Raw genomic sequence first — 12,331 nt, 5'->3', positions numbered from 1 at the left:
CGCCGCAGTCAGGTGGCGCTGTTACTGGCTCGCCAGGGCGACAGGTGGGTTTATCGGCCGGACGCTCTCGCCGGGTCGAGCCCGCTTGGCCACCTGCTCCACCAGCGCCGCCACGCGCTCGGTGGCGGTGATCGGCAACATATGCCCACGGCCTTCAATCACCTGCATTTTCAGCCCTGGCACCTTGCTGGCCAGGGCCTGGCCGTGTTTCTGGAAGTCGAGCACCTTGTCCTGCGCCCCGTAGATCAGGCCGATGGGCAGGGTCAATCGTGAGTAGCGCTTGACCATCTCCGGCAGGTGGTCGTTGACCCGGTTGATCTCGGTGGACGCGGCGTAGAAGTTGTCGGGGCGCATGCCCAGCAAACCGCCGCCACGGGTGGCGAAGTCTGGTGGCGCAAGATCGGGGGCAAATACGCCCTTCACTACCGAGTCTTTGGTCAGCAGGCCGATGGGCAGGGTCAAGGTGTGCGCCACCCAGCGCCGCAGCCAGGCCGGGCGCACGGCCAGAGACAGGAACACCAGCGGCAGCATGCGTTGGGGGTGAGTCAAGGGCGCAACCAGCACCAGCCCGGAAACGGCATGGGGATGGTCAAGGGCCAGCGCCAGGGCAATCGCGCCGCCCAGGGAGTGCCCCAGTACCAGCGGTTTGCCCAGATCCAGCGTATTGATGAAGGCCGCGATTTGTCGCGCCTGGGCCGGCAAGTCTGCCGGCGTACCGCTGTGCCGGGTGGAATAGCCTGAGCCCGGCCGGTCGAGACTGATGACCCGAAAATGCTCACGCAACTGACCGGACAAGGCATAGGTGAGGTTGCGACTACTGCCCATCAGCCCGTGAATCATCACCAGCGGCGGGCCCTTGCCCTCTTCGACATAATGAAAGCGCTCGCCATCCACCTCGACGAAGCGCCCGTTGATCGGCACAGTCGCTTCAATGCGCCGCGTCATCCAGGCACTCAAGCCCCACAACGCAGCACTGGCGCCTGCCAGCACTCCCGCAGCGACAACCCATTCGACAGCCATAGCTCGGTCCTCTGCTTCCCTGCTGCTGGCGACCCGACCGGAATTGATCTGGCCCCAGCCATCGTCCACACCCTGGACCTAGACTTCATGCATACCACGTTCGTCCGTCGGACAAATCGCTCATGCGCAACAAGGCCCTAGCGTAGGCGAATTTTTCAGGTAGATTATTTAAAATCTTTTTTAAAATAAATAATTCAATTTTCCTTTGCAATGGTGTTCTATCTAAAAGACAAAACAAAAACAGGAGCACATCCGATGCCCAAGCGCTTTATTGACGAGGCAGCCCTATGAATGCCCCCAGTGACTCAATCGACATCGCCATCATTGGCTCCGGGTTCGCGGGCCTGTGCATGGCGATCAAACTCAAGGAAGCCGGGCTCACCGACTTCTTTATCGCCGAACAGGCCCAGACCCTCGGCGGTACATGGCGCGACAACCACTACCCAGGTTGCGCCTGCGACGTGCAGTCCCATGTGTATTCGTTTTCCTTTGCGCCCAATCCGAACTGGACGCGACAGTTCGCGGCGCAACCCGAGATCCGCGCCTATCTGGAAGACTGCGCCAGGCGCTTCGAACTGGCGCCCTACCTGCGCTTTGGCATGGGCCTGCAACGTGCGGTGTTTGATGAACAGCAGCAGCGCTGGCAGCTGACCTTCAGTAACGGCCGCCACGTCAGCGCACGGGTGCTGGTGTCGGGAATGGGGGGCTTGTCGCGCCCGGCAATGCCGGATATCCCAGGGCTGGACAGTTTCAAGGGCAAGCGCTTCCACTCCCAGCAGTGGGATCACGAGTACTCCTTGAAGGGCAAGCGCGTGGCGGTGATCGGCACCGGTGCCAGCGCCATCCAGTTCGTGCCACAGATCGCCCCGCAGGTAGCGCACCTGGACCTGTTCCAGCGCACACCGCCGTGGATCATGCCCAAACCTGATCGGCCGATTTCCGCTGCCGAGCGCTGGTTGTTCAAGCATGTACCGCTCACCCAGAAGCTGGTGCGTGCTGCGCTTTACTGGGCACTGGAAGGCCGCGTGGTGGGCTTTGCCCTGCATCCACGCCTGATGAAAATGGTGCAGAAAATCGCCCTGCGTCACCTGCGCAAACAGGTGGCCCGCCCTTCCCTGCGCAAAACACTGACGCCGGACTACACCATCGGCTGCAAGCGCGTGCTGATTTCCAACGATTACTACCCGGCACTCTCGCGCAGCAATGTCGAGGTGGTCACCGACAACGTGCTGCGCATCGAAGCCGACGGCGTGATCACCGCCGACGGTATCAAGCACCCCGCCGATTGCCTGATCTTCGGCACGGGTTTCCAGGCCAGCGACCCGTTGCCCCGTGGCTGCATCATCGGCCGTGACGGCATCGACCTGATGGATGCCTGGCGCGATGGCGCCCATGCCTACAAAGGCACCACCGTGCCGGGCTACCCGAACCTGTTTCTGATCGTGGGCCCCAACACCGGCCTGGGGCATAACTCGATGATCCTGATGATCGAGGCTCAGGTCGCGTACATTCTCGACGCCCTGAAACACATGCAGCGCCAGCGCCTTACCACGGTAGAGGTCAAACACGCCGTGGAGCACGCCTACAACCAGCAGTTGCAGGACAAGCTCAAGCGCACCATCTGGAACACCGGCGGCTGCCAGAGCTGGTACCTCGACCCGCGCACCGGCAAGAACACCACGCTGTGGCCCGGCTCGACCTGGCACTTCAAGCAGGTCACCCGGCATTTTGCCCTCAAAGACTACAGCGTCAGCCAGGCGCCGGCGCCCGCCCTGCCGCGAGCGGTTGCAACGCCCCACTCCACCACAGAAGGCAGCCTGTCATGAAGTCATTCAACGGCCGCGTTGCGGCGATCACCGGCGCGGCGTCCGGCATGGGCCGCTCATTGGCCCTGGCCCTGGCGCGGGAAGGGTGTCACTTGGCGCTGGCAGACAAAAACAGCCAGGGCCTGGAACAGACCCTGGCGCTGATCCGCACCTCGACCTTGTCGCCCGTCACTGTCACCACCCAAGTGCTGGACGTGTCCGACCGCCAGGCCATGCACGATTGGGCAGCGCGTTGCGCGGCCGAGCACGGCCAGGTCAACCTGGTCTTCAATAATGCCGGGGTGGCGCTGTCGAGCACCGTCGAAGGCGTGGATTACACCGACCTGGAATGGATCGTCGGCATCAACTTCTGGGGAGTGGTGCATGGCACCAAGGCATTCCTGCCGTACCTCAAGGCCAGCGGCGACGGGCATATCATCAATACGTCCAGCGTGTTCGGCCTGTTCGCCCAGCCCGGCATGAGCGGCTACAACGCCACCAAGTTCGCCGTGCGCGGTTTCACCGAAGCCTTGCGCCAGGAGCTCGACCTGCAACGCTGCGGCGTCTCGGCCACCTGTGTACACCCCGGCGGCATTCGTACCGATATCTGCCGCAGCAGCCGCATCGACGCGAACATGACCGGTTTTCTCATCCACAGCGAGCAACAAGCCCGCGCCGATTTCGAAAAACTCTTCATCACCGACGCCGACCAGGCCGCCAAAGTGATCTTGCAAGGCGTACGCAAAAACAAGCGCCGCGTGCTGATTGGCCGCGATGCCTATTTCCTGGACCTGCTCGCCCGTTGCCTGCCGGCGGCCTATCAGGCCCTGGTGGTGTTTGCCAGCAAGCGCATGGCGCCCAAGCCGCGCACGCCAGTGTTTGAAACCAACGACGAGCCCCGACTCTGAACAGGAGCACGCACCATGTTGCCGATCCGTCGCGATATCCGTTTTGCCTTGCCTGCCGAGCGCATCAAGAACTGGCACGAACAAGGGCCTGTGGTCAGCCATTTCTTCAATGCCCTGTCGTTGCTGTTTCCCCAGGGCGAGCTGTTCTTCATGGACAGCGTGCGCCACTACCGTGGGCAGATCGATGATGCCGAACTGAAAAAAGAGATCCAGGGGTTTATCGGCCAGGAGGCCATGCACAGCCGTGAACACGTGGCGTATAACGACTTGCTGCAAGCGGCCGGCCTGCCGGCGCACACCCTTGACCGACGCTTGAAGTTCTTCCTCGACCTGCAGAAAAAACACCTGCCGCCATCGTTCAACCTGGCGGTGACCATCGCCCTGGAGCACTACACCGCAATGCTCGCCGAAATCCTGCTGAGCGACCCGTCGCGCTTTGGCGACTCACTCAAGGGGTACCAGCAGATGTGGTATTGGCACGCCCTGGAAGAAACCGAACATAAAGCCGTGGCGTTCGATGTGTGGAACAGGGTGATCAAACCAGGGCCTGCACGTTACCTGCTGCGCACGGGGACCATGCTGACCACCAGCGTGCTGTTCTGGGTGGTGGTGCTGGATTTTCACGTGCGCCTGTTGATTGCCGACCGCACTTCGGGCGGCACGCTGAAGGGCTTGTGGCGCATGGTGAAGTTCTTATATGGGCCCAAGGGAGTGTTTCCACGGATGTTCCGGCCGTGGCTGCATTATTTCAAGCCGGGCTTTCATCCTTGGGATCATGACAACCGAGCACGGTTGGCGGGCATTGACCGGTTGGTCGAAGAGATAGAGCGCACGCGCCGCAGCTATGAATCGGCCTAGTGCCAGGGATCAATCCTGACGCCTGTAGGAGCGAGCTTGCTCGCGAAAAACGTCAACGATGACGCGTGCTTCCTGAATGAACGCGGCGCCTGTGAGTTCCTCGCGAGCAAGCTCGCTCCTACATAAAGCAATGAGGTTTACGCCAGGCTTTTGCTGACCACCTCAAACACATCGCTGGACAGCTCACCCGCACCCAGGATGCGCTCCAGCTCCGCTTTCATCAGCGCCTGCCGTGCGCTGTCGTATTTACGCCAGCGTGTCAGCGGCGCCAGTTGGCGCGAGGCGATCTGCGGGTTCAACGTATTGAGCTGGATCACCAGGTCCGCCAGGAAGCGATAGCCCGAGCCATCCGCCGCATGGAAGTTGATCAGGTTCTGCCCGGCAAATGCGCCCACCAGTGCGCGCACCTTGTTGGGGTTCTTGATGGTGAACGCCGGGTGCTCCATCAACGCCTTGACCCGTGCCAGCCCGCCCGGCAAGGTGCTGCCGGCCTGTACGCTGAACCATTGGTCCATGACCAGCGGGTTGTCCTTGAAGTTTTCGGCAAACACCGCCAAGGCCTGGGCTTTCTCTGCTTCGAACGGCGAGTTCACCAACACCGCCAACGCCGTCAGGCGTTCGGTCATGTTATCGCTGGTGTCGAACTGATCCAGGGTGGCCGCCAATACTTCTGGCTTGCCGCTGAGCATCAAGTAAGACAGCGCGATGTTCTGCAGCGCACGGCGGGCGAAGTGCTCGGCCTCTGCCACGTAAGGCGTTTGCTTGGACAGCTCGCGGTTGGCCTGGTAGCGCAGCCACAAGCCTTCGAACAGGTTGTCGGCCAGTTGCTTGCGGGCAAACTCGCGGGCAGCGTGGATGGCATCCACATCCGCCACTTCGCTGATTTCCGTGAGATAGGCTTCGCTCGGCAGCGAGAGCATTTCGGCGACCATGGCCTGGTCCAGGCTTTCATCGCTCAACACCGTGCGCAGCGCGTCGATCAAGCGCTGATCAAGCTTCAGCGGCTGGCCAGCCTGGTGTTGGCCGATCAGTTCCTGCAATACCTGCACAGCCAACTGCTGGCCAGCATCCCAGCGGTTGAAACCGTCGCTGTCGTGCTGCATCAGGAACATCAGTTGATCGCGGCTGTAGGGGAAGCTGAGCTTCACCGGCGCCGAGAAACCACGCAGCAACGAAGGCAAGGGTTTTTCAGCGATGTCGACGAAGGTAAACGTCTGCTCCGCTTCGGTCACCGAGACTACCCGCGAAGTGTCGCCCGCTGTCGCTTCACCGGCCAGGCGCAAGGCAATGCCGGCGCCCTGCCCGTCCAGCAAGCCCAGCTCCACCGGGATCACAAAGGGCAGTTTCTCGACCTTGTCCGGAGTCGGCGGGCAGCTCTGGCGGAAGGTCAGGCTGTAGGTCTTGGCCGCCGCATCGTAGGCCTCGCTTACCGCCAGGCGCGGGGTACCTGCCTGGCTGTACCAGCGCTTGAACTGGCTGAGGTCGGCGCCATTGGCGTCTTCCATGGCCTTGATGAAGTCGTCGCAGGTCACGGCCTGGCCGTCATGGCGTTCGAAATACAGGTCGCTGCCTTTGCGAAAGCCTTCGGCACCGAGCAAGGTGTGGATCATGCCGACCACTTCCGAGCCCTTTTCATACACGGTCAGGGTGTAGAAGTTGGAGATCTCGATAAAGCTGTCCGGGCGCACGGCGTGGGCCATGGGGCCGGCATCTTCAGCGAACTGGTGGGTACGCAGGTACGCCACGTCCTGGATGCGTTTGACCGTGGCCGAGTTCATGTCGGCAGAGAAGCCCGAGTCACGGAACACGGTGAAGCCTTCCTTGAGCGACAGTTGGAACCAGTCGCGGCAGGTCACGCGGTTGCCCGACCAGTTATGGAAGTATTCGTGGGCGACGATGGCTTCAACGCGCTGGTGAGCGGCGTCTGTAGCGGTTTCGGCGCGGGCCAGCACGGCACTGGAGTTGAAGATGTTAAGGCCCTTGTTCTCCATGGCGCCCATGTTGAAATCGTTGACCGCCACGATCATGAAGATGTCGAGGTCGTACTCGCGACCATAAGTTTCTTCGTCCCAGCGCATGGATTTTTTCAGGCTGGTCATGGCGTGCTGGCACTTGTCGATGTTTTCCGGCTCGACGTAGATGCGCAACGCGACTTCGCGGTTGGTCATGGTGGTGAAGCTGTCTTCGACGCACCACAGGTCACCGGCCACCAGCGCAAACAGGTACGCCGGCTTCTTGAACGGATCTTCCCAGGTCGCCCAATGCCGGCCGTCTTCGCCAGGGCCGCTGGCAATCGGATTGCCGTTGGACAACAGCACCGGGTAGCTGTGCTGCTCGGCGATCACCGTGGTGGTGAACACACTCATCACGTCCGGGCGGTCGAGGTAATAGGTGATCTTGCGGAAACCTTCGGCCTCGCACTGGGTGCAGAACATGCCGCTGGATTTGTACAAACCTTCCAGGGCAGTGTTGGTTTCCGGATGAATCTTGACGGTAGTGTCGAGGGTGAAGGTCTCACTCTTTGGCTGCACGGTCAGGTGGCTGTCGGTCAGCTGGTAGTCAGCGTCCGTGAGCGGCTGGTCGGCCAGGTTGACACTCAACAGCTCAAGTTGCTGGCCGTCGAGCACCAATGGTGGCAAACCGGCGCCACGCTCGGGATTGCGGCGCATCACCAGCTGCGCGTGGACCAGGCTGTGGTCCTCGAACAACTCGAAGGTCAGGTGCGTCTCGTCGATCAGGTAGTCCGGCGCCTGATAGTCCTTCAGGTAAATCATCTTCGGTTGTTCGGTGCGCATGCTTGGGATCCTTCTACTGATGCACGGCGAGCTGGTAGGCCGTGTATTTACGAATATTGATAACGCCGGTATCGAAGATCAGGTATTGGCCCTTGATCCCCAGCAGCGTGCCTTCGGCAATCGGGTTCTTGTCCAGGTTGAAGCTGACGATCTTGTTCGGATACTGCTCGACCGGGTAGCGGATTTCAATCGGCTCGATGTCGGCAATGGTTTGGATGGCTTGCAGGCCAAAGCGTTCCTGCAAACCCAGCAAGCCCTCGGCGCAAGAGGCGAACAGCTCATCACGCACCTGCTTGAGGTCCACCGCTTGCGCATCGCCCTTGAGCAAGGCACGCCAGTTGGTCTTGTCGGCCACCTGGCTGCGAAACAGATCTTCGACGAAGCCCGATTGCTGGCGCGTCGCCACGCGCATGATCGGCAGCGCCTGGCTGGCGCCCTGGTCCAGCCAACGGGTGGGCAACTGTGTAGCACGCGTAATGCCGACCTTGATGCCCGACGAGTTGGCCAGGTACACCACGTGATCGGTCATGCAGAATGTCTCGCCCCAGCCCGGATCGCGGCAGGTACCGGCGTCGTAATGGCAACGCTCGGGGCTCATGATGCACAGGTCACACTGGGCCAGCTTGGTCATGCAGGGGTAGCAGTAGCCCTGGCTGAAGCTGGTCTTGGTCTTGCGCCCGCAATGGCTGCAATGAATCGCGCCCAGGTATTCCAGGCGGATATGGGTACCGATCAGCGGATTGACCGGCACCTCGGTGTCGCCCAGGCGAAAGGCGTATTGAACGGTCGGCTCACCGAGCTGCGCCGACATTTTGCTGACTGCACCGCGACCAATTTCAATCAATGGATCGCATCCGACTTGAACAGGATATTCGGTACTGGCGCGGATTTGGACGCGCACTCCTGCGGGCCCATATAGCCGGTGCGCTGCTCTTCGGGCAGGTTCTGGATCTCCCAGGCGATCATCGCTTGCAACGACAATTCGCGCTGCTCGGCGGTGAGCTTGCGGCCATCGGACCATTTGCCGATCTCTACCGCGAGCTTGAGGCTCTCGTAGATGTCCGGGGTGATGTTTTCGATCATTTCAGCAAAAGAGGACATAAGGCTCTTCCTTATCAAAGAGACGCTTTGCGACGGTTGTACAAACCGCCGAGCAAACCCGTCAAGCAACCGATGACCAACCCGCCCACATGGGCCGCGTTGGCGATTTCGCCGAAACCGATCATCGAGACCAGCCCCGACAGGCAGAGCAACAACCACACCAGCATCATCACCAGCACCCCACGGGGCAGGCGATAGGCCGGGTTGGGCGACAATAATTGAAAGATCCAGCAGTGCCCGAGCAGGCCGTACAACACGCCAGACAAGCCGCCAAACAACCCGGGGCCACCGTAGGCGTATTGCGCGTAGTTGGAGGCCAGGCTGAACAACAGGGTCAGGCCCAGCAGGTTGATGCTGCCCTGGCGCGCTTCAATGCGCCGACCCAGCTCCCAGTACCACATGCCGTTCATCGCCAGATGCAGGATGCCGAAGTGGATCAGCATCGGCGTGACCAGGCGCCACCACTGCCCCGAGGCCAGGGTGTCAGCCAACGGCGTGAACTGGATGTACTCGCCCAGCACCCGGAACGGCAGGAAGGTCAGCCAGGCCATGGTTTGCAGGTTTTCGCCGAGCAACGTCACGGCCGCGACGATGAGGCTGGCCAGCAAAACCAGCGCGGTGACCGGGCTATGGCGCACTTGCTGGACAAAGCCCGGCCGCGCAACCGGCGCCTGCTCGGGAATATCCAGTTGCTGGTCCGGGTCGCCAGCGGGGAAACGTTGATACAGCACGCGCACGTCGTCGCTGATGGCCTCGGGCACCCACAGTACCTGTTCACCGGCCTCCTCGCTGACGCGGTGCGGCACCTGCATGCGGTGCAGCAACTTGACGAAACCACCCAGGTCGACGCTCAGGGGCAAGCGCAATACAGCTACGGTACTCATGGAATGGCCTCTGGTCGCTCAACGTCGACCCATACGAATTTACGCGGATCCAGCTGGGTTTCCTGGTCCAGTCGATACGCCACCAGCTTGCCGTACAGCACCGCGCTGTAGTCCAGGCAGGCCAGGTTCGGGCGGATCGGCGCGGGTTTGCCGCTGCGCCAGTAGTGGCCGACGAACAACAGCGGTTCATCGACGCCATAGCGCAGCAAAGAATTCTTTTGTGTGGACGACAACGGCGTGCGTGCCACCGGCTCCGGCAAGGCGTCGGGCTGGAACACGATGTCGCCGTAGGTCTTGGGGTCGTCTTCCCAGAACTTGGTGCGAAAGAACGAACGCGTCAGGCCATCGCCACCGGTCAGGGTGAGCCCATCGGGCAGGCGCATATCGGTGCCGCGCAACAGGCGATCGAATGCATTGCAGGCGAAACTGCCCGGTACGGCGGCGGCTTGCAGGAAGTGTTGGTCGATGCAGCCGTCCGGGAAGGTCGCGCGCAGCGGCTGGATAAAACTGTCATCCCAGCACGCGTGCACTACGCGAAAACGCCCGGCGTCGACAAACAGCGGCATGTCGTAGAACCAGCCGAGGAAGTCGTGCCAGTCGGCCGGGTGGTGTTCGAACTGGGTCAGGGTCTCTTGGATCAAGCGGGCGTGGCGCGGGTTGTGCTCACGCACGAACTGCTTGCCACTGCCCGGCGGGGCCGGCGTGGTCCAGCCCAGCGCATTGAACTCGTGGTTACCCATGATGCACAGCGCCTGGCCGGCCTCGGTCATATCGTGGACGATATGCAGCGCCTCACGGATGCGTGGGCCACGGTCGATGATATCGCCCAGGAACACAGCCATGCGTGACGGATGGCGCCAAGTGCCGCCCTGCTTGTGGTAACCCAATTGGTCGAGCAAGTGCTCAAGGGTATGAGCGCAACCGTGCACGTCACCAATCAGGTCGTAGCTACGCGCGGGATCGAGCATCAGTCGCCTCCACCTCCCAAGCGGCTGCCCCAGCCCAACTTGGTGCGGCACACTTCGTAGTAGTTGTGATCCAGCGGGTGGATCAAGCGCAACTTCTGTGCCTTCTTGCTCACGGTGATGGTGTCACCGGGGGCGCAGGTGAAATGGTTCTGCCCGTCGCAGGAGACTTGCGGGTAGATTTGCATGTCTTTGGACACCACGATTTTCAGCTCACTGTTGCCATCGACCACAATTGGCCGACTGGACAACATATGGGGGTACATCGGCACGATCACAATGGCATCGAGCTTGGGGTGCATGATCGGGCCGCCGGCCGACAGCGCGTAGGCGGTGGAACCTGTGGGCGTGGCGACGATCAGGCCGTCGGCCTTCTGGCTGCAGACGAACTGGCCGTCGATATACAGCTCGAACTCGATCATGCGCGTGGATTTGCCGGGGTGCAGCACCACGTCGTTAAGGGCATCGCCCTGGCCGATCGCCTCGCCATGGCGGCGCACTTCGGCCTGCAGCAGGAAGCGGTTCTCCACCAGGTAATGGCCGTCGAGCACCTTGGCCACTTCGACTTCCAGCTCATCGGGGCGGATGTCGGTGAGGAACCCCAGGCTGCCGCGGTTGATCCCCAGCACCGGCACGTTATGCCGCGCCAGCGCCCGGGCAGCGCCGAGCAGGCTGCCATCGCCACCGACCACGATGACCATGTCGCACACCTCGCCGAGCATCTTGCGCGACGAGGTTTGCAGGCCGTGGCCAGGGAGGATTTCAGCGATGGTGTCTTCGAGGATCACATGCAGGTGGCGCTCGAGCAGAAACTTCTTCAGCCGGCGGACGGTGTCCAACACCTGGGTACTGCCCAGGCGACCGATGATGCCGATATTGCGAAATTGCTCCATGGGGCTCCTGCGGGATCTGGGGTGAGGCAAAAAGAGCGATTATGGGCGAAAGGCCGCCTCAGGCAAAATCCTTTGTCGCCGCCAAGCCTTGATGACAATGGTTCTCAGGCACCTTCTGCGCGCTGAAAAGGCTATGCTCGGACCATGACGCCATTCCCCGACTTGCACACCCTGCCCCGCCAACTGCGCCACCCCGAGGTGCGCGACCTGGCGTGGGTGATGCTCGCACCACCGATGCTGGCGCAGACGCCTTGGCCGCAGCGCCATCCGCTGGCGGGCAGTGACTGGGTGCAAGCCCCTCACCAACTCGAAGCCTGGCTGCGCCAGCTGGACCAGGACAGCAGCGCGTTGCAGCAGTGGTTGAGCCTGGCACGTACCCGGCGCCTGGGCCTGTACTACGAGCGCTTGTGGCAATTTGCGGTGCAGCAGGCGCCGGGTGTGGAGTTGCTGGCCGCCAACCTGCCGATCCGCCGTGCCGGGCACACGCTGGGCGAACTGGACATGCTGCTGCGCGACCGCGATGGGGTGCACCACCTGGAACTGGCGATCAAACTCTACCTCGGCCCGCAGGACGGCAACGGCCAGGACGCTACGCAATGGCTGGGGCCTGGCTGCCATGATCGGCTGGACCGCAAACTCGCGCACCTGGCCGAGCATCAATTGCCAATCTCCGCGCGGGCAGAAAGCCGCGAGGCATTGGCGGCGTTGGATATCCAAGCGTTCGATGCGCACTTGTGGCTCGGTGGCTATCTGCTCTACCCCTGGCCCGGCGCGGCGCACTCCCCCCTCGGCGCACACCCGCAGCATCTGCGTGGGCGCTGGTTGCATCAGCGCGACTGGACGGACTTTGTCAGCACCCGCCCAGAGGGTCGCTGGCAACCCCTGCCCCGCCATGCCTGGCTGGCGCCCGCGCATTACCCGGCCGATGAAGTGTGGAGTGAGGTGCAGATGCAAGACTGGCTGGCAGAGCTAGACCCAATGGCCCCGGCGCAGTTGCTGGTGCGCATGGTGCCGAACGGTGAGGAGTGGGAGGAAGCCGAGCGTTTGTTTCTGGTGGCCGATCTTTGGCCGAATGTGCCGGGGACAGGCTGATAGGTGTGGG

Annotated in this window: 11 protein-coding genes; 4 read left to right on the top strand and 7 right to left on the bottom strand. The window is 61.9% G+C overall.

From position 1 onward, the window contains the following. Window positions 1–21: 21 nt before the first annotated feature. A complete protein-coding gene (locus FXO12_RS03255; RefSeq protein WP_057974821.1) occupies window positions 22–1,020 on the bottom strand; it encodes an alpha/beta fold hydrolase in 999 nt (332 codons plus the stop codon). Between the two features lie 287 nt (window positions 1,021–1,307). Here FXO12_RS03255 and FXO12_RS03250 point away from each other — a divergent pair, with 287 nt between their 5' ends. The 3 genes from FXO12_RS03250 to FXO12_RS03240 are packed head-to-tail and all read left to right on the top strand — an operon-like array spanning window position 1,308 to window position 4,591. Continuing rightward, the gene (locus tag FXO12_RS03250; protein WP_057974822.1) at window positions 1,308–2,846 is read left to right on the top strand and encodes an NAD(P)/FAD-dependent oxidoreductase; all 1,539 of its coding nucleotides are present in this window, start codon (window positions 1,308–1,310) and stop codon (window positions 2,844–2,846) included. Beyond that, window positions 2,843–3,733 (top strand): SDR family oxidoreductase, encoded by an 891-nt coding sequence (locus FXO12_RS03245; protein WP_057974823.1) that lies wholly within the window; start codon window positions 2,843–2,845, stop codon window positions 3,731–3,733. The genes FXO12_RS03250 and FXO12_RS03245 overlap by 4 nt, the downstream gene beginning before the upstream one ends. 15 nt (window positions 3,734–3,748) lie before the next feature. Further along, window positions 3,749–4,591, top strand: coding sequence for a metal-dependent hydrolase (locus tag FXO12_RS03240; protein ID WP_034126050.1), 843 nt, complete (start codon window positions 3,749–3,751; stop codon window positions 4,589–4,591). A 137-nt stretch (window positions 4,592–4,728) separates the two neighbouring features. Here the strand turns inward: FXO12_RS03240 and pepN are convergent, their stop codons facing one another. From pepN to FXO12_RS03210, 6 genes are read right to left on the bottom strand one after another with little or no spacing between them, the layout of a single operon-like run. Continuing rightward, the gene (pepN, locus tag FXO12_RS03235) at window positions 4,729–7,386 is read right to left on the bottom strand and encodes an aminopeptidase N (protein WP_054920807.1); all 2,658 of its coding nucleotides are present in this window, start codon (window positions 7,384–7,386) and stop codon (window positions 4,729–4,731) included. Window positions 7,387–7,399: 13 nt separating this feature from the next. Beyond that, entirely contained in the window at window positions 7,400–8,230 is an 831-nt protein-coding gene (locus FXO12_RS03230) for a DUF2797 domain-containing protein (protein ID WP_057974824.1), read from the bottom strand. Then, a complete protein-coding gene (locus tag FXO12_RS03225) occupies window positions 8,227–8,487 on the bottom strand; it encodes a YeaC family protein (RefSeq protein ID WP_003190750.1) in 261 nt (86 codons plus the stop codon). The genes FXO12_RS03230 and FXO12_RS03225 overlap by 4 nt, the downstream gene beginning before the upstream one ends. A 14-nt stretch (window positions 8,488–8,501) precedes the next feature. Then, the gene (locus tag FXO12_RS03220; protein WP_057974825.1) at window positions 8,502–9,371 is read right to left on the bottom strand and encodes a rhomboid family intramembrane serine protease; all 870 of its coding nucleotides are present in this window, start codon (window positions 9,369–9,371) and stop codon (window positions 8,502–8,504) included. Continuing rightward, window positions 9,368–10,342, bottom strand: coding sequence for a metallophosphoesterase (locus tag FXO12_RS03215; RefSeq protein ID WP_161793215.1), 975 nt, complete (start codon window positions 10,340–10,342; stop codon window positions 9,368–9,370). Before FXO12_RS03215 ends, FXO12_RS03220 begins: the two co-directional genes overlap by 4 nt. Continuing rightward, on the bottom strand, window positions 10,339–11,229 hold the full coding sequence (locus tag FXO12_RS03210) for an NAD(+) kinase (RefSeq protein WP_003217892.1): 891 nt from the start codon (window positions 11,227–11,229) through the stop codon (window positions 10,339–10,341). Before FXO12_RS03210 ends, FXO12_RS03215 begins: the two co-directional genes overlap by 4 nt. A 144-nt stretch (window positions 11,230–11,373) precedes the next feature. Here FXO12_RS03210 and FXO12_RS03205 point away from each other — a divergent pair, with 144 nt between their 5' ends. Continuing rightward, entirely contained in the window at window positions 11,374–12,321 is a 948-nt protein-coding gene (locus FXO12_RS03205; RefSeq protein ID WP_057974826.1) for a DUF1853 family protein, read from the top strand. Window positions 12,322–12,331 lie beyond the last annotated feature (10 nt).

Source organism: Pseudomonas sp. J380 (assembly GCF_009827115.1).
GTDB classification, from domain to species: domain Bacteria; phylum Pseudomonadota; class Gammaproteobacteria; order Pseudomonadales; family Pseudomonadaceae; genus Aquipseudomonas; species Aquipseudomonas paracarnis.
This window is presented reverse-complemented; position numbering and strand designations above follow the sequence as displayed.